Source organism: Streptomyces sp. TLI_105 (assembly GCF_900105415.1).
Lineage (GTDB): Bacteria > Actinomycetota > Actinomycetes > Streptomycetales > Streptomycetaceae > Streptomyces.
In genome coordinates, this window is record NZ_FNSM01000001.1 from 7717628 (window position 1) to 7735450 (window position 17823).

At 75.0% G+C, this 17823-nt stretch carries 11 protein-coding genes; 9 read left to right on the top strand and 2 right to left on the bottom strand.

What is annotated here, in order from left to right:
• The first annotated feature begins 42 nt into the window (after positions 1-42).
• The 9 genes from BLW86_RS35135 (at position 43) to BLW86_RS35175 (ending at position 14255) form a co-directional block, all read left to right on the top strand.
• Positions 43-7182 carry a non-ribosomal peptide synthetase gene (locus BLW86_RS35135; protein ID WP_093877757.1) on the top strand — a complete coding sequence of 2380 codons (7140 nt, stop codon included), beginning with the start codon at positions 43-45 and terminating at the stop codon, positions 7180-7182.
• Complete coding sequence (locus BLW86_RS35140; protein WP_093877758.1) at positions 7179-7394, top strand: MbtH family protein; 216 nt, start codon at positions 7179-7181, stop codon at positions 7392-7394. Before BLW86_RS35135 ends, BLW86_RS35140 begins: the two co-directional genes overlap by 4 nt.
• 164 nt (positions 7395-7558) lie before the next feature.
• The gene (locus tag BLW86_RS35145) at positions 7559-7969 is read left to right on the top strand and encodes a cobalamin B12-binding domain-containing protein (protein ID WP_093877759.1); all 411 of its coding nucleotides are present in this window, start codon (positions 7559-7561) and stop codon (positions 7967-7969) included.
• Positions 7966-9279, top strand: coding sequence for a methylaspartate mutase (locus tag BLW86_RS35150; protein WP_371129642.1), 1314 nt, complete (start codon positions 7966-7968; stop codon positions 9277-9279). Before BLW86_RS35145 ends, BLW86_RS35150 begins: the two co-directional genes overlap by 4 nt.
• A 212-nt stretch (positions 9280-9491) precedes the next feature.
• Positions 9492-10496 carry an asparagine synthetase A gene (locus tag BLW86_RS35155; RefSeq protein WP_093877760.1) on the top strand — a complete coding sequence of 335 codons (1005 nt, stop codon included), beginning with the start codon at positions 9492-9494 and terminating at the stop codon, positions 10494-10496.
• Positions 10493-11803: a glutamate synthase-related protein gene (locus tag BLW86_RS35160; protein WP_093877761.1), complete on the top strand. Its 1311-nt coding sequence runs from the start codon at positions 10493-10495 to the stop codon at positions 11801-11803. The genes BLW86_RS35155 and BLW86_RS35160 overlap by 4 nt, the downstream gene beginning before the upstream one ends.
• A complete protein-coding gene (locus tag BLW86_RS35165) occupies positions 11800-12153 on the top strand; it encodes a hypothetical protein (protein ID WP_093877762.1) in 354 nt (117 codons plus the stop codon). Before BLW86_RS35160 ends, BLW86_RS35165 begins: the two co-directional genes overlap by 4 nt.
• A 58-nt stretch (positions 12154-12211) precedes the next feature.
• A complete protein-coding gene (locus tag BLW86_RS35170) occupies positions 12212-13504 on the top strand; it encodes an MFS transporter (RefSeq protein WP_093877763.1) in 1293 nt (430 codons plus the stop codon).
• A 7-nt stretch (positions 13505-13511) separates the two neighbouring features.
• Complete coding sequence (locus BLW86_RS35175; RefSeq protein WP_093877764.1) at positions 13512-14255, top strand: 4'-phosphopantetheinyl transferase family protein; 744 nt, start codon at positions 13512-13514, stop codon at positions 14253-14255.
• A gap of 30 nt (positions 14256-14285) precedes the next feature.
• Here the strand turns inward: BLW86_RS35175 and BLW86_RS35180 are convergent, their stop codons facing one another.
• Positions 14286-15245: a TIGR03557 family F420-dependent LLM class oxidoreductase gene (locus BLW86_RS35180; RefSeq protein WP_093877765.1), complete on the bottom strand. Its 960-nt coding sequence runs from the start codon at positions 15243-15245 to the stop codon at positions 14286-14288.
• 114 nt (positions 15246-15359) lie between these two features.
• On the bottom strand, positions 15360-17792 hold the full coding sequence (locus tag BLW86_RS35185) for a SpoIIE family protein phosphatase (RefSeq protein WP_093877766.1): 2433 nt from the start codon (positions 17790-17792) through the stop codon (positions 15360-15362).
• Positions 17793-17823: the final 31 nt, after the last annotated feature.

The window sequence follows — 17823 nt, forward strand, 5'->3', positions numbered from 1 at the left end:
CGTTCGCCCCGGTCTCTCGGCCCTTTACCGGAGGAACTCAGCATGCCCCCCAGCAGAACGGAAGACCTGCTCGACGGCGGACCCTCTCCCGCCCCCGCGCCGCCCGTGCTCGACCTGATCGCCCACCAGTCGCGTACCCGCCCCGCCGCCACCGCCCTGGTCCACGCCGACGCCCGCCTGACCTACGCCGAGCTCGCCGCCGCCGTGGCGGACCGGGCCCGGGAGCTCACCGCGCGGGGCGCGGGACCCGGTCGGCTCGTCGCCCTGCACCGGCCCCGCGGCATCGACGCGATCGTCGGGCTCCTCGCCGTCCTCACCACCGGCGCCGCCTATCTGCCCCTCGACGTCCAGGCCCCCGACGCCCGCAACGAGGCGATCCTCAAGGACGCCTGCGGCGACCTGGCACCGGCGCCCGCGGACGTCGCCCGGCACGGCGAACTGGTCCTCGGCGGCCCCGGCGCCGGAGAGGGCGCGGCCTACGTCATCTACACCTCCGGATCCACCGGCACCCCCAACGGCGTGGTCGTCGCCCACGACTCGCTGGCCCACTTCATCGCGGGCGCGACCCCGGCCTACGGCATCGGTCCCGACGACGCGGTCCTCCAGTTCAGCCCGCTCCACTTCGACGCCAGCATCCAGGAGATCTTCACGACCCTCGGCGCCGGCGGCACCCTCGTCCTGCGCACCGACGACATGCTGGACGTCGCCGAACTCCTCGCGGGCTGCGCCCGGCACGGGGTCACCTACCTCGACCTGCCCGCCGCCTACTGGCACGAGCTCGTCTACGTCCTCACCACCGGCTCCGTCCGTCTCCCCGACCGCCTGCGCACCGTCATGATCTACGGCGAGGCCGCCCTGCCCGAGCGCGTCGCCCAGTGGCGCGGCCTCGTCGGCGACCGGGTCCGGCTCCTCAACGGCTACGGCCCCACCGAGACCACCGTCGTGGCCACCGTCGCCGACCTCAGCCGGCACGACTCCGGGCCCATCCCGATCGGCCGGCCGCTGCCCGGTGTCCGCGCCGCCGTCGTCGACGGCGAACTGTGGCTGCTCGGCGGCGGCCTGACCCGCGGCTACCTCCACCGGCCCGAACTGAACGCCCGCCGCTTCACCGCACTCGACGGCGAGCGCGCCTACCGCACCGGCGACCTCGTCACCATCGGCGAGGACCGGCAGATCCTCTACCACGGCCGCCTCGACGACGAGGTGAAGATCGGCGGTCAGCGCATCGACCCCGCCGCCGTCGACTCCGTCCTCGCCGGACACCCGAAGGTCCGGGAGGCCGCCGTCGTCGCCCAGCAGGACGGCGACGGCGTCAAGCGCCTCGTCGCGTTCGTGGTGACCGAGGGCGGCACGGACGCGGAGGAGCTGCGCGACCGGGTGCGCGCGCGCATGCCGGCGGCCGCCGTGCCCGCCGTCTCGATCGTCGTCGCCCTGCCCCGCACCAGCTCGGGCAAGATCAACCGCAAGGCGCTGCGCACCGCCGACCCGCGCCTGTCCGTCGTCGACGAGGAACCCCTGCCTCCCGAGGACCGGGTCCCGCTCTCGCACGCCCAGCGCCGGCTGTGGCTGGTCGGTCAGCTCGACGGACCTTCCGCCGCGTACAACATGCCGATCGTCCTCCACCTGGAGACGGCCCCCGACCGGGCCGCGCTCGCCGCCGCCGTGGCCGACGTCGCCGAACGGCACGAGGTGCTGCGCACCGTCTTCCTCGCCCCCGAGGACGAGCCGTACCAGCACGTCCTCGCCCCCACCGCCGTCCGGCCGCGCACCGTCGAGTGCCCGAGGGGGGAACTTCCCGAGCGGGTCGCCCGGTTCGCGGCCGAGACCTTCGACCTGTCCCGCGAACTGCCCCTGCGCGTCGCCCTGTTCCTGCCTGACGACGGTCCCGGCGCCACCCTGGCCGTCCTGCTCCACCACGTCGCCGGCGACGGCTGGTCCCTCGAACCGCTGGTGACCGACCTCGCCCACGCCTACACCGCCCGCGCCGAGGGCCGCGTCCCCGACCGGGATCCGCTGCCCGTCCAGTACGCCGACTACACGCTCTGGCAGAACGACCTCCTCGGCGACGCCGACGACCCCGACTCCGTCACGGCCCGGGGCCTCGCCCACTGGCGCGCGGCCCTGGACGGCCTGCCCGCCGCGACCGACCTGCCCCTCGACCGGCCCCGGCCCGCCGTCCGCGCCCACGACGGCGGCCTGGTCACCGCCACCGTCGAACCGGGCGTCCACGCACGGCTCGCCCGCCTCGCCGAGGAGCACGACGCCAGCCTGCTCATGGTGCTGCAGTCCGCGCTCGCGCTCGCCCTGCGCGCCGCCGGCGCCGGAGAGCGCACCGTCCTCGGCACCCCCGTCGCCGGACGCGACGACGAGGCCCTCGACGAGCTCGTCGGCTTCTTCGTCAACACCCTGGTGCTGCCCACCGACACCACCGGCGACCCCGCCTTCACCGACCTCCTGCACCGGGTCCGCGACACCGACCTCGCCGCCTTCGCCCACCAGCGGCTGCCCTTCGACCTCCTCGTGGAGCACCTCAACCCGCCCCGCACGCCCGGCGTCCACCCCCTCTTCCAGGTGATGCTCACCCTGCGGACCACGGGCCCCGACGCCGGACCCTTCCGCCTCGGCGCGATCGAGGGCCGCTTCGCCGGCGAAGGACCGGCCACCACCAAGTTCGACCTCACGGCCGCCTTCGAGGAACTCCGGGACGCCGACGGCGCCCCCGCCGGACTGCGGCTCGGCCTGGAGTACGCGCGCGACGTACTCGACGAGGACACCGCCCGCGTCCTGCTCGCCGCCCTGGAGCGCGCCCTGCGCGCCGCCGCCGAGCACCCCGGGGCCCCGGTCCCGGACACCGGCCTCGTCGACCTCGCGACCCGGCAGGCCCTGGACGAACGGCGCGCCCGCGCCGCCGCGCGCGCCGCCGAGACCACCGAGAAGGCGACGGCGCCCATCAGCACGGAGCCTCCCGCGCCGTACACCGACGCCCTGCGGGAACTCTTCGCCGAGGTCCTCGGCCTCGACCGGGTCGGCCCCCACGAGGGCTTCTTCACCATCGGCGGCCACTCCATGAGCGGCGTGCGCCTCGCCAACCGGATCCGCGCCCGCCTAGGCGCCGACGTCCAGGTCCGCGACCTGCTCCTCGCGCCCACCCCCGACGCCCTCGCCCGCCGCATCGCCGCCCGGTCCACCAACCCGGAGACGGACGGCGCGCCCGAGCCCGCGCGCCCCCGCCCCGTCCCGCGCACGGACCGGCCGGAGCGCATCCCCCTGTCGTACGCCCAGCGCAGGCTGTGGTTCATCGACACCCTCGAAGGCCCCAGCGCCTCCTACAACATCCCCCTCGTCCTCCGGCCGGCACAGCCCCTCGACGCCGGCGTGCTCGCCGAGGCCCTCACCGACCTCTCCGACCGGCACGAGGTGCTCCGCACCCGCTACCGCAGCGTCGACGGCGAACCCCACCAGGAGATCCTGCCCTCCGTACGGCCCCCGCTGGACGTACGGTCCGTCCCCGCCGACCGGCTCCCGGACGCCGTCGCCGAAGCCGCGGGACACGTCTTCGACCTCGCCGAGGAGACGCCCCTGCGCGCCACCCTCGTCACCCCCGACGACGACGGCGGACAGGTCCTGGTCCTGCTCGTCCACCACATCGCCGCCGACGGCTGGTCCACCGGCCCCCTCCTCGCCGACTTCACCGCCGCCTACCGCGCCCGCGCCGAAGACGAGGACCCCACCTGGCGGCCGCTGCCCGTCCAGTACGCCGACTACACCCTCTGGCAGCGCGACCTCCTCGACGGCCCGGCCGCCGAGGCCCACCTCGACTTCTGGGAGAAGACCCTCGCCGGCGCCCCCGCCGTGCTCGAACTCCCCTCCGCCCGCCCCCGGCCCGCCGAAGCCACCCACCGCGGCGGCCGCGCCCCCGTCACCGTCGACGCCGCCACCCACCAGGCCCTCGAAGCCGTCGCCCGGCGCGGCGGCGCCACCCTCTTCATGGTCCTCCAGGCCGCCCTGGCCGCCGTCCTCACCCGGCACGGCGCGGGCACCGACCTACCGCTCGCCACCATGACCGCAGGACGCGACGACGAGACGCTCGGCGACCTGGTCGGCTTCTTCGTCAACACCCTGGTGCTGCGCACCGACACCTCCGGCGACCCCACCTTCGCCGAACTCCTCGAACGGGTCCGGCGGACCGACCTCGCCGCCTACGGACACCAGGAGCTCCCCTTCGACCGGGTCGTCGAGCACCTCAACCCGGTCCGCACCACCGCCCACCACCCGCTGGCCCAGATCGTCGTCCAGCTCCACCACGACTACACCCGCGACGCCCCCGGCGCGGCCGCCGCGAAGAGCCTCTTCCAGGAGGGCGGACCGGCGCTCCTCGACACCGTCTCCACCAAGTTCGACCTGACCTTCGCCCTCGACGAGCGGCGGGACGCGGAAGGCCGGCCCGCCGGCCTGGCCGGCGGCCTCGAGTACGCCACGGACCTGTTCGACGCCCCCACCGCCGCGCTGCTCGCCGCCCACCTGGAGCGGACCCTGCGGGCCGCCGCGGCCGATCCCGGCGTACGGATCGGGGACGTCGACCTGTTCACCGCCACCGACCGGTTCCGGCTGGTCGACGAGTACAACGACACCGCCACCGTGGCCCCCGGCGCGCCGGAGACGATCCACGAGCTGATCGGCCGCCGGGCCGCGCGCACCCCCGAAGCGCCCGCGCTGATCACCGACGAGGAGACCGTCGGCTACGGAGCGCTCGACGCCCGCGCCGACGCGCTGGCCGCCCGCCTCCGGACCGCCGGCGTGCGCCGCGGCGACACCGTCGGCGTCCTCCTCGAACGTGGCGTGTCCCTGGTGGTGACGGCCCTCGCGGTCCTCAAGTGCGGCGCCGCCTACCTTCCTGTGGACCCGCGCCTTCCCGAGGCCAGGATCCGGCTGATGCTGGAGGACGCCGGGGCACGCGTGGTGGCGACGGACCAGGACCACGTCACCGTGGTCGCCGCCCCGGCCGTTCTCCTCGTGGACGCGCCCGACGCCGCCGGGGAGCCCCTCGGCGAGGACTCCCGTGCCACCGGGGACGACCTGATGTACGTGATGTTCACGTCCGGGTCGACGGGCCGGCCGAAGGGCGTCGGCGTCACCCACCGCAACGTCGTGGAGCTCGCCGGAGACCGCGACGTCCGCGCCGGCGGAGCGCCCCGGATGCTCGTCCACTCGGCGACCGGATTCGACGCCTCCGTCTTCGAGATCTGGGTGCCGCTCCTGAACGGCGGCAGCCTCGTCCTCACCCGCGGCGACGGCACGGACCTGGCCGAGACCGCCCGCGCCGTCCGCGAACACGGCGTCACCGCCGCCTACTTCACCGTCGGCCTCTTCCACGTCATGGCCGACGAGGGACTGGACACGCTCCGGCTGCTGCGCGAGGTGTGGACCGGCGGCGACGTCGCCGCCCCGGCCGCCGTCCAACGGGTCCTCACCCACTGCCCGGACACCGTCCTCGTCCACTCCTACGGCCCCACCGAGACCACCTTCGCCTCCCACAACCAGTGGTTCGGCACCGGCGAACGCACCCTGCGGGGCGCCGGACTCCACCTCGGGCGGCCGATGGACAACACCCGCAGCCACGTCCTCGACGACGCCCTGCGCCCCGTCCCGCCGGGCGTCCCCGGCGAGCTGTACATCGCCGGCTCGCACGTGGCCCGCGGCTACGTCGGCCGGGCCGGACTGACCGCCGAACGGTTCGTCCCCGACCCGTTCGAAGGGGACGGCAGCCGCATGTACCGCACGGGCGACCGCGTGCTGTGGACCCCCGCGGGCGAACTCCGGTTCCTCGGAAGGGCCGACGGCCAGATCAAGCTGCGCGGCGTGCGGATCGAACCCGGAGAGGTCGAGCGGGCCCTCGCCGCGCACCCCTCGGTGGGCCAGGCCCTCGTCGTGGTCCGCGAGGACCGGCCCGGCGAGAAGAGCCTCGTGGGCTACGTCGTCCCCCGCGCGGACACACCGGTCACCGAGGCCGAACTGCTCGCCGGGGCGCGCGCCGCGCTCCCCGAGCACCTCGTGCCGTCCGCCGTCGTCGTCCTCGACGCCCTGCCGCTGACCGTCAACGGCAAACCCGACCGCACGGCGCTCCCCGCACCGCACCGGCCCGCCGCCGAGGGCGGCCGACAGCCCCGCAACGCCCGCGAGGAGGTGCTGTGCGCGCTGTTCGCCGAGATCCTCGACGTGCCCCGGGTCGGCATCGACGACAACTTCTTCGCCCTGGGCGGCCACTCGCTGCTCGGCGTCCGCCTGGTCAACCGGATCCGCGGCGTCCTCGGCATCGAGCGCACCGTCCGCGACCTGTTCCGCCTGCCCACCCCCGCCGGGCTCCTCGGCCTGCCGGAGGACGACGGCGACGGCACGGCCGCCGCCCTGGGCGTCCTGCTCCCGCTCAGCACCCGCGGCACCCGCCGCCCGCTGTTCTGCGTCCACCCCGGCACCGGCGTCGGCTGGGCCTACGCCGGACTCGCCCGCCATCTCGGCGACGACCAGCCGCTGTACGCCCTGCAGGCCCGCGCGCTGAGCGAGCCCGACCACCGGCCGCACAGCGTCGAGGCGATGGCCGACGACTACCTGGAGCAGATCCGGCGGATCCAGCCCTGGGGACCGTACCGGCTGCTCGGCTGGTCGTACGGAGGCCTCGTCGCCCACACCATGGCCGTACGGCTCCGCGAGGCCGGCGAGCGGGTCGAACTGCTCGCGCTGATGGACGTCCACCAGACCGGGCCCGGAAGCGTCTCCGTCCTCCCGCCCGAGGAGCGGACGGCGACGGCCCGGCCCGCGGACGCCGGGGACCTCGCCGCGGCGATGGAGGAGATCCGCCGCGAGGACCCCGTCCTCGCCGGGTTCTCCGACGCGGAACTCCGGGCGGTCCTCCGCGCCTCCGAGACGCACGCCGCCCTCATGGCCCGGCACGTGCCGGGCGTCGCCGACACCGAAACGCTGTTCTTCACCGCCCGCAGGCCGGGGGAGCGCGAAGGCGCCCTCGCCGCCACCTGGATTCCCTTCACCGAGGGCGTCATCGACAATCACACCGTCGAATGCGGCCACCTCCAAATGGCCGAACCGGAACCTCTCGAAAAAATCGGAAGAATAGTCGCGGAGAAACTCTCCGCGCTTCAGAAGGAAGAAACGAGGAGCCAGTCATGAGCGAGTCCGTCAACCCGTTCGACAACGCCGAGGGCACCTTCCACGTCGTCGTGAACGACGAGGGCCAGCACTCCCTGTGGCCCGCCTTCGCGGACGTCCCGGCGGGCTGGACCAGCGTCTGGGGCGCTGGCGACCGCGCCGGGGCCCTGGAGTACATCACCGCCCACTGGACCGACATCCGCCCCCGCAGCCTCGTCGCCCAGTACGCCTGACCCACCCCCGGCCGAAGCGCCGTGCCCCGCAGCCGATGCGGGGCACGGCGCTTTCCCCGTTCCCGCCGACAGGAAAAGGGAAGGGAATCGGCGAGCGAAAATGCCGGTCCTTGCTGCCGGTCGTACTTCCCCTTCCGGAATCCTCGGAAATCTATCCTCGACACATGAAGATACTCCTGAGCGGAACCGCATCGGATTCCCACACATGGAATCTCGTGTACCTCCGTCTCTTCCTCGAGGAACAGGGCCACGAGGTCGTCGGGCTCGGTCCCTGCGCCCCCGCCGAGCTGCTGGTCGCCGGCTGTCTGCGGCACGCGCCCGACGCGGTGGTGCTCAGCAGCGTCAACGGGCACGGCTACCGCGACGGACTCGCCGCCGTCCGTCGGCTGCGCGAGGTGCACGCCCTGGCCGGCCTTCCCGTGGTGCTCGGAGGAAAGCTCGGCGTCGCCGGACACCGCCAGGAAGCCGACGTGGCACGGCTCACCGAGGCCGGCTGCGACGCCGTGCTCGGCGAGGACCTGGACGCCCTGCGCGAGTTCCTCGCCGCGCGCGCCCGCAGGGAGGTGCCGGCTTGACCGCCCCCGCCCCCCTCCCCGGCTTCGGCGGCTTCGTCGCGGCGTCCATGACCGCCGGCCGGCTCGTCGTCCAGCCCCGCATGGGCTTCGGCGACCCCGGCCGCATGCGGGCCGGACTCGCCCGGACCAGGGCCGCCACCGCCCACACCGCGGGCACCCTGACCGTCGACAGCTACACCCGCGTCGGCGACCTCGCCGCCGCCCGCGCCGCCGTGGCCGACGGAAGCCGCCTCAACGGCTACCCGATCGCCGCGCACTCCCCGGCCACCACCCGGACCGTCCTCGACGGCCTGTTCGACGCCGACTTCCCCGTACAGGTCCGGCACGGCTCCGCCCGCCCCCTGGCCATCGTCCGGGCGCTCACCGCGGCCGGCCTCGACGCCACCGAGGGCGGCCCCGTCTCCTACTGCCTGCCCTACGGCCGCACCCCCCTGCGGGAGTCCGTCACCGCCTGGGCCCGCGCCTGCGAACTCCTCGCCGCCACGGCGCGGCCCGGCGTCGTGCCCCATCTGGAGAGCTTCGGCGGCTGCCTCCTCGGCCAGCTCTGCCCGCCGGGCCTGCTGGTGGCCGTGAGCGTCCTGGAGTGCCTGTTCTTCGCCCGGTTCGGGCTGCGCAGCGTCTCCCTCAGCTACGCCCAGCAGACCGACCCGGGGCAGGACGAGGAGGCCCTGCGCGCCCTGCACCGGCTCGCCGCCGAGTTCCTGCCCGACGACGTCGACCACCACGTCGTCCTCTACACCTACATGGGCGTCTACCCCCGCACCGAACAGGGCGCCACCCGTCTCCTGGAAGCCTCCGCCCGGCTCGCCGTGCGCTCCGGCGCCGGCCGCCTCATCGTCAAGACCACCGCGGAGGCCCACCGCATCCCGACCGTCGAGGAGAACGTCCGCGCCCTGGAGACCGCCGCCGCGGCCGCCGCGCTCGCCGGCCCCCCGGCCCCCACCCTCACGGCCGAAGGGGACGGCGAGGTGTACCAGGAGGCCCGCACCCTGATCGAGACCGTCCTCGGCCTCCACCCCGACCTGTCCCGGGCCCTGCCGGCCGCCTTCGAACGGGGGCTGCTCGACGTGCCGTTCTGCCTCCACCCCGACAACGCCGGCCGCTCCGTGGGATTCGTCGACCCCGAGGGACGGCTCCGCTGGGCACGGACCGGCGCCATGCCGATCCGCCCGGACACGGCCGCCGACGCCGCCCCGCTCACCTCGGCCGGTCTGCTCGCCGCCCTCCACCACGTCGCCGACCGCTACGACAGCCCCCGGCACCGCGACGGCGACCACGACCGCCCGCCGGCCACCCCGCTCACCGTCTGACCGCGCCCCGCTCCGTCACCCACGACCACCGCACCCGCCACCCGGCCCCTCACGCCCACCGTCCGGCCACCCGCACCCACCGTCCGGCCACCCGCACCCACCGCCCGGCCACCCGCACCCGCCACCCGGCCACCCACGCCCGCCACTCGGCCACCCACGCCCGCCACCCTTGCCGCCCGACCACCCGTGCCTACCCCGACAGGAGTTCCGCCATGGACCAGCCCCTCTCCGCCGGCGTACCGGCGACCCCGCCCCCGCTGGGCGAGCACCTCCGCTCGCCCCGGCTGCGCGCCGCCATGCTCGTCCAGCAGGAGGCCCTCCACGCCGCCCGCGCGTTCCTGCGCGGCGAGGGCTTCACCGAGCTGCTGCCCCCGCTCGTCGGGCCCGTCACCGACCCCGGCGGCCGCGGCGCCAAGGCCCTCGACGTCGACTACTACGGCCACCCGTACAAGCTGATGACCAGCGCCATCCTCTACAAGCAGGCCTCCCTGCGCGGCTTCCCCCGGCTCTTCTACGTCGCCCCCAACGTGCGCGTCGAGCCCGAGGAGACCGCCACCACCGGCCGTCACCTCGTCGAGTTCCACCAGATCGACGTGGAGATCGCCGACGGGAGCCGCGAGGACGCCCAGGAGATCGCCGCCGGCCTGCTCACCCACGTCACCGAGCACGTGTGGACCGCCGTCCCCGAGATCCTCGGTGAACTCGGCCGGGTCGAGGGGGACTTCGCCGACGTCCGCGCCGGCAAGTACGACGTCCGCACCCACGACGACGCCGTGGCCCGCCTCCTCGCCGCCGGTCACCCGCAGAACCCCGACGGCGAGATCGACTGGGCCGGCGAGCGAATCCTCTCCCTGGAGAGCGACCGCCCCTTCTTCGTCAACGACTACCCCAAGGGCTCCCGCGGCTTCTACGACCGAGAGGATCCCGAACGCCCCGGCGTCCTGCGCAACTTCGACCTGATCGCCCCGCACGGATACGGCGAGCTCGTCTCCGGCAGCGAGCGCGAGGCCGACTACGCCACCATCGTCACCCGCATGCGCGAGAGCGGGGAGAACCCCGCCAAGTACGCCTGGTACCTCAAGGAGGCCCGCGACGGCATGCCGGCCAGCGCCGGATTCGGCATGGGCCTGCAGCGCCTGGTCCGCTTCCTCACGGGCCTCGACGCCCTGTGGCAGGTCAGCGCCTACCCGAAGCTCCCTGGGGTGGTGGCCCCGTGACCGCCCTCGGCGCCCCCGGCTTCCCCGAGCGGGAGATCCGCGCCCGCGCCCGCAACGGCACCGCCGAGGTCTTCCCCGACCCCACCACGTACGGCACACGACTGTACGGGCCGGGTCCGGCGACCGTGGCCGCCGACGGCCTCGACCGGGCGCGCATCGTCCCGCCCGTCTTCATGCCCCAGCGCCTCGAGAAGCTCATCGACCTCGCCCGCGAACCGGAGTTCACCGACGTCGACCTCGGCTCCCGCGTCGGCGGCTTCACCACCCGACTGCCCCTCTACCTCTCCGCCTTCGGCTCCACCCGCGCCGGCAGCGGCGACCTCGCCGTCCACGCGAGCCGGCAGGCCGCCCGTCTCGGCATCCCCATGGTCATCGGCGAGAACATGATCCCCGTGCACGGCTACCGCCGTGCCGGCGACGCCACCCGCTCGGCCCTCCTCGCCCGTGTCGAGGCCTACCTGGACGCCGCACCCGAGGGCGTCGGCGGCGTCGTCGTCCAGCAGTCCACCGAGGACGCCGACTCCGAGGTCTGGAACCTCCTCTACAGCGACCCCGCCTTCCGGCCCCTCCTGGAGACCGGCCGGCTCGCCTTCGAGCTGAAGACCGGTCAGGGCGCCAAACCCGGCCTCGGCGGCATGACCGTCGTCGACCGTGCCGAGGCGGAGCTGCTCGCCCGCCGCTTCACCGTCAGCGACGTCCTCGACCCCGACGGCGAGCGACGGCTGCGCTGCGCCACCCCCGGCACCTTCACCGACGAGATCCTCCGCCAGCAGCTGCGCTTCATGCGGAACAACTTCCCCAAGGCCCGCCCCTGGGTGAAGTTCCACCCGGGCCGCGACATCGCCCACGCCGCCCGCACCGCCTGGTCCGCCGGAGCGGACGCCGTCACCGTCGACGGAGCCGAAGGCGGCACCGGCTGGGCCCCCGGCGTCTTCCTCGACCACGTCGGCCTGCCCCTCGCCGAATGTCTGCGCCGCATCGGCCGCCCCGACGGCTGCCTGCTCGCCACCGGCGGCATGTGGGAAGGCGGCCGCGCCGTGCGCGCCCTCGCCCTCGGGGCCACCGCCGTCGGCCTCGGCCGCGCGGCCCTCGTGGCCGTCGACGAGGACCCCGAGCACGGCCTGGAGCGCCTCGCCGACAGCATCGCCCTCGAACTGCGGCTGCTCATCAGCGCCCTGGGCAAGTACGCCGTCGCCGCCCTGGGCCCCGAGGACCTGTGGTGGCCCGACAGCCACCCGTCCCACGCCGAGCACACCGTCGACGCACCGTCCCCGGCCGCCACCGACCCCACGGGAGTGACCCCGTGACCGCGCACCGGCGACGTGGCGGGGGCCGCGCCGTCCACGCCTGCTTCTCCGTCCGGGAGGCGCCGGGCGTCTCCGTGACGGTCGCCCACGACGGGACCGACCTCGTCGTCACGGCCCGGCGCACGGCCCAGCGCGCCCTCGCCGAGGCGGGTCGGAGCTACCTCGGCGGCCGCGTCGAACTCCGTACGCCCCGACCCCCCGCCCAGGTCGCCTCCCGGCCCAGTGCCTTCGGCCCGCGCCGGCGCCGCGCCGTGCGCCGGGCCACCGACCGCGCGGTGGCCCTGGCCGTCGCCGCCGGCCTCCGTGGCGACCCGACCGACGTCCGTGTCCCCGTCCGCCCACCCCTCTGAGGCGGCCCCCCGCCCACCGTCCTGGCCCCCCGTCCTTCGATCACAGAAAGCCGACCCCATGGGAACGACCCCCACCACCAGCGCACCGGCAGGCCGAGAGCCCACCGTCGACTGGCGTCGCGTCAGCAGTCTCGTCATCGGCCAGGCCGCCGTCCAGGCGGGCAGCTTCGCCCTCCTGATCGCCATGAGCTGGACCGCGGTCCAGCTCGGCGGCCGCGAAGCCGTCACGTACGTCACCCTCGCCGCCACCCTGCCGCGCGCCCTGCTGCTCCTCTTCGGCGGAGCGCTCGCCGACGCGCTCGGACCCCGCGCCGTCCTCCTCCGCGCGACCAGCGTCCGCGTCCTGGTCCTCGCCGCCGGGACGGTGGTGACCGCGACCACCGAGAGCCTGTGGCCGCTGATCGCCGTCGCCCTCGTCGACGGCGTCCTGCTCGGCCTCACGGGCCCCGCCTCCGGGGTCCTGCTGCCCCGCCTCGCCCCGCAGGACCAGCTCGGCCGGGCCAACTCCCTCTTCTCCATGGTGCTGAGGCTCGCCCCCATCGCCGGCTCGCCCCTCGGCGCCTGGCTGGTCGTCGTCGGAGGCCTGCCCGTGGCCATGACGGCCGCGGCCGCCGGCTGCGCCGTCTGGCTGGCCTGCGCCACCCACGTCACCCACGGCATGTCCCGGCCCGAGCGCGCCGCCCAGGGACCCTCCCTGCTGCGCCGCTCCGGCGACGGCTTCCGCCTCCTCGCCGCGCACCCGCGACTGCGCTGGATGTTCGTCGCCTGCTTCTGCATGGACCTGGCCTTCCTGTGGCCGGCCGAGGTCGCCCTGCCCCTGCGGGCCGCCGACGAGGGCTGGGGAGTCGGCGCCGTCGCCATGGTCCTGTCCGTCTTCGGCGCCGGCGCGCTGGCGTCCGCCGCCCTGGGCGCGGCGCTCGCCCACCGCATCCCGGCGCACACCAAGCTCGTGGTGACCGGAGTCGGCCTCGCGGCCGGGATGGCCGCCATGGCGCTCGTTCCCTCGCCCGTCGTCCTGGCCGGCACGGCCGGAGCCGTCGGCCTGCTCTCCGGCCTCAACGGCCCGGCCCTGGTCACCGCCTACCAACAGGCCGTCCCCGAGGGCCGGATGGGCGCCGCGATGTCCACCTTCGCGCTCTCCGGCATCGGCGCGGCACCCCTGTCCCTGGCCGTGTTCAGCCCCGTCTCGCTCTACCTCGGGGTGACCGGGACCTGGCTGCTGTGCGCGGGCCTCGCCCTCCTCTCCCCGGTCGCCGCGGCCGTCGCCCTGCGCGGCGGGGCGGCCACCGCCGCGCCGCGCGCCGACGCCCGTGCCCGTAACGCACCGGAGCCCACCGCCACTTCCGTGTGAGGCAGACATGATCCCGCTGGTTTCCCCGCCACCGCCGGCAGCTCCGCCGGCCGGCCCGCTGATCCCGACCACGCTCCCGCCCCTGACCACGGCCCTGCCACGGCTGCCCGGGCTCCGCCCGGTCCGGCCGCAGCTGTGGCTGGTGGCCACCGAGGCCCACCAGGACACCGTCACCCGGTACGCCCCCCTCGTCCTGGGCGCCGACGAACTGGCCCGCGCCGAGGAGTTCCGCCGCTCCGGCGACCGCGCCACCTACCTGTGCGCGCACGTCGGGCTGCGCCGTCTGCTCGGCGCCCACCTGGGCGTCGCACCCCGCACCGTGTCGGTGGCCCGGGCGCCGTGCCCCTGCTGCGGCGAGCCGCACGGACGCCCCGTACTGACCGGCGGGCGCGCGCACTTCTCGCTCTCCCACTGTGAGGGGCTGAGCCTGATCGCCGTCGCGTCCACGCCCGTCGGCGTGGACATCGAGCGGGTGCCGGCGGCGCACACCGTGGCGGAGGCCTCGGAGGTCCTCCACCCCGCCGAGGCCGCGGAACTCGCCGTCCTCGCGCCCGCCCACCGGCCCGCCGCGTTCGCCCGCGTCTGGACCAGGAAGGAGGCCTACCTGAAGGGGCTCGGGATCGGCCTGGGCGCCGATCCGTCCGCCGAGTACGTGGGCGCGGGACCGGTCCCGTCCGCACCGCCCGGCTGGCTCCTCGCCGACGTCACCGTCCCGGACGGCCACCACGCCGCCGTGGCCCTGCGCCGGTGACCCACGGGCGGTCCCGGCCGGACCGCGCCCTCAGGGCGCGCCGTCGAGCAGGGGAAGCACCTTCCTGCGGTAGAAGTCGAAGAAGCCGCGCTGTTCCGGGCCGATCTGGCCGATGTGCAGCCGGTCGACGCCGGCGTCCACGAAGCGGCGGAGGTGCCGGACGTGCTCCTCGGGGTCGGGGCCGCACGCCACCGCCGCCGCGACCGCCTCCTCGGTCACCAGCGTGGAGGCCTGCTCGAAGTGGGCGGGGGTCGGCAGGATCTGGTTCAGTTCGCCGGGCAGGTGCTCGGTCGGCCAGATCCGGTGGGCCGTCCGCACCGCCTCGGCGCGGGACTCCGCCCAGCACACCTTCGTCGCCGCGTACACCGGCCGGCCCGGATCACGGACCCGGAACCGCGCGATGAGGTCCGCGTCCGGGGCGGTGGTGACGAGACCGTCGGCGATCTGCGAGGCGAGATCGACGGCCCGGGGGCCGAAGGCGGACACGTCGAGGGGCGGCGGGGTGTCGGGCAGGCTGTAGATCCGGGCGTTCTCGACGGTGTAGTACCTGCCCCGGTGGGTGACCGTCTCGCCGGTGAACAGGAGCCGGATGACCTCCACCGCTTCCTCCAGCATCTCCAGCCGCACGCCGGCGGACGGCCAGGGGTCGCCGAGGACGTGCTCGTTGAGCGCCTCCCCGCTGCCGAGGCCGAGGCGGAAGCGTCCCTCCAGCAACAGCTGGGAGGTGGCCGCGGCCTGCGCGACCAGCGCGGGGTGGAGACGTACGGTCGGGCAGGTCACGGCCGTCTCGACGGGGAGCCGCACCGCCTGGGACAGGGCCCCGATCACGGACCACACGAAGGGGCTCTGGCCCTGCGCCTCGTTCCAGGGGTGGAAGTGGTCGGAGATCCACAGCGACCGGAAGCCGGCGTCCTGCGCCATCCGGGCCTGGGCGACGAGATCGGCGGGCCCGAACTCCTCGCAGGAGAGGAAGTACCCGAACTCGGTCATGACGCCTCCGGTGGCTGCACGCGTTCACCGGTCTCCGCTGAGACGGTTCCCTCGATGCGGTTGCCCGGGTACCGCAAGGGAAAACACCGGCCGCCCGCCCCGGCGCGACACCCCCTAGGTCCCCTCCCGGCGGCGGGGCACATGGATGTCGAGGACACAGACGTCGTCCCGGTTCCCCGTGCCCGTCCCGGCGAGCATCCGGGCGACCATGAGGCCACGGCCCCCGCGCACCAGCCGCAGCGCCTCGGCGGCGAGGCGGTCGAGACCCACCGTGATGTCCTCGCCCGGCTCCTCCACGAGACCGTCCGTGTAGAACAGCAGATGGTCCCCGGGCAGCAGGTCGACCACGGCCTCCTCGTACCGGGAGCCGTGCAGGGCGCCGAGCAGCGGACCCTCGGGCTGGGGCAGGAAGCGCGCCTCCCCGTCCCGGATCAGCAGGGGCGGCGGATGCCCCGCCCGGACCCAGGTCAGACGGTGGTCCCAGGGCTGGTAGCGGCCCATGACCATGGTCGCGGTGGCGCCGCGCTCGTCGTCCGCCGTGTGGAGGAGAAGGGCGTTGAGCCTGCTGAGGACGTCGGGCAGACCGGATCCCGTGACGCTCATGCCCTTGGCGGTGAACCGCAGCTGAGCCATGGTGCCGACGGCCGCCAGGCCGTGGCCGGCGACGTCTCCCACGACGAACAGCGCGCTCCGGTCGGGCAGTTCGATCGCCGAGTACCAGTCGCCCCCGACGTTCAGGCCCCGGTCGGCGGGCATGTAGGCGACGTCGACGCACAGCCCCGCGAGCGCCAGCGACTGCTCGGGGATCGGCAGCAGGGTCTCCTGGAGCCGGGCGCCGAGGGCCCGTTCGGCCTTGAGCATGCCGCGCTGGACGAGGTTCTCGCGCTCGCTGTCGCGCAGGGCGAGTTCGGCGTCCTTCTGCGCGCTGAGGTCCTGGAAGAAGCCGTGCACCTCGACGGGCGTGCCGTCCGCGTCCCGCTGCGCCTCCGCGACGATCCGCAGGTGCCGTATGCCGTGCGCGGTGCTGATGCGGAAGGGCTCGTCGATGGCCCGGCCGTCGCCGAGGAGCCGCTGGACGGCCGCGCCGAGCCTCGGCAGGTCCTCGGCCACCAGATGCTCCGGCAGCTCCTCCAGACGCATGGGTCCCAGGGCGGGGTCGCGGTCGAAGATGACGTACACCTGATCCGACCAGGTGATCGTGTCCGTGATCAGGTTCCAGCCGGCCCAGCCCAGGTTTCCCAGGCGCTGCATGTCGGCCAGCAGGCGGGTCTCGCGCTCGCTGGTGTCATGGCGCACCCAGGAGACCACGAGGCGTCCGCCGAGCCGCGAGGCGCGGACCGAGTACACGGACTTCTGCTGGACGCCGGCGGTCACCTCCTCGTACGTGAAGGGATCGCCCTCGTAGACCGACCCCGTGACCAGCGTGTCCAGGTATCCCTCCCACAGGGCGGTGCCCGCCACCGTGGGGTACGTCTCCAGGATCCGCCGGCCCACCAGCTCCTTGCCGCGTCGCCCGGCCACGTCGACCGCCCCGGGCGTCGCCGCCTCGATCAGGTAGTCCTCGACGTCACCGGTCTCCGAGCGCAGCGGGGCGAGCAGCACCACGGGGCCCGGCAGGGCGTCCAGAACCGCCTGGACGGCGGCGACGTCCTCACTGGACGCGTCGTCTCCGAGGGGGCCCCGGTCCTCCCTGAGGGGTCCGACGCAGAGTCTGACGGCCCGCCGCAGCAGCGTCCGGGCCCGGGCGTCGAAGGGCCCCGGGCGGGTGCGGAAGAAGCCGACGACCGTCGTCATCGGCAGACCGCCCGGGACGGGGAGCCAGGCCCGGGAGGGCCACCGTCCGGGCGGGTCCCCGATCAGGAGGTAGCGGTCGCCGTCCCGCCGCACGTCCTCCAGCCAGACCGCCTCCTGTGCGCCGACGGCCTCCAGCGCCGCGACGCCGCTGAGGGGCGGGATGCGGCTCCACTGCCCGGCGAGCTCGTCGCTCACGCCGGCGCTGCCGACCAGCTCCAGGTTTCCGGCCGCCGCCACGGTGTAGATCATCACGGCGTCCACGCCTTCGGGCTCGCCCAGGGTCGCCAGGAGGAGCTCCGCGACATCGCCCGGGGTCCGTGCGTGCGCCAGCCCCTGGGCCAGCTGGGCCAGGGCCCAGCCGTGACCGGCGGGCCGGGCTCCGCCGACGACGTAGCGAGGGGTGCTGAAAGGCGACGGGTCCTCCTCCCGCGGCAGGTCGGACGGGGGCGCCGCAGGCCGCCCGGCCGTCGACGCGCCTCCCTCCCCGACACGGCCCAGGGTGATCCAGCACTCTTCCAGGAGGGTTCTGCGGTGCTGCTCGGCGCGGTCGAGCAGCAGCCGGTAGGCGGCGTCCGCCGACACTCCCGCCTGAGCCATGACCACGCCCTTGGCCCGCTCGAGGACAGCCGTCATCGAGGCGCCGCCCTCCAGGTCCACGACCTCGGCGCGCAGCCGCGCCACGACCTTCGCCAACGCGCGCACCTCGGGTGCCGCCCCCTCGCCCGCGTCGGGAGCCGCGAAATCGCCCTCCATATGTTTGAGCATGCCACGCCCCGCCCGGAAC

Coding starts and splice junctions, on each gene's coding strand:
- BLW86_RS35135 (WP_093877757.1), top strand. CDS start 43: ATGCCCCCCAGCAGAACGGAAGACCTGCTCGACGGCGGACCCTCTCCC.
- BLW86_RS35140 (WP_093877758.1), top strand. CDS start 7,179: ATGAGCGAGTCCGTCAACCCGTTCGACAACGCCGAGGGCACCTTCCAC.
- BLW86_RS35145 (WP_093877759.1), top strand. CDS start 7,559: ATGAAGATACTCCTGAGCGGAACCGCATCGGATTCCCACACATGGAAT.
- BLW86_RS35155 (WP_093877760.1), top strand. CDS start 9,492: ATGGACCAGCCCCTCTCCGCCGGCGTACCGGCGACCCCGCCCCCGCTG.
- BLW86_RS35170 (WP_093877763.1), top strand. CDS start 12,212: ATGGGAACGACCCCCACCACCAGCGCACCGGCAGGCCGAGAGCCCACC.
- BLW86_RS35175 (WP_093877764.1), top strand. CDS start 13,512: ATGATCCCGCTGGTTTCCCCGCCACCGCCGGCAGCTCCGCCGGCCGGC.
- BLW86_RS35180 (WP_093877765.1), bottom strand. CDS start 15,245: ATGACCGAGTTCGGGTACTTCCTCTCCTGCGAGGAGTTCGGGCCCGCC.
- BLW86_RS35185 (WP_093877766.1), bottom strand. CDS start 17,792: ATGGAGGGCGATTTCGCGGCTCCCGACGCGGGCGAGGGGGCGGCACCC.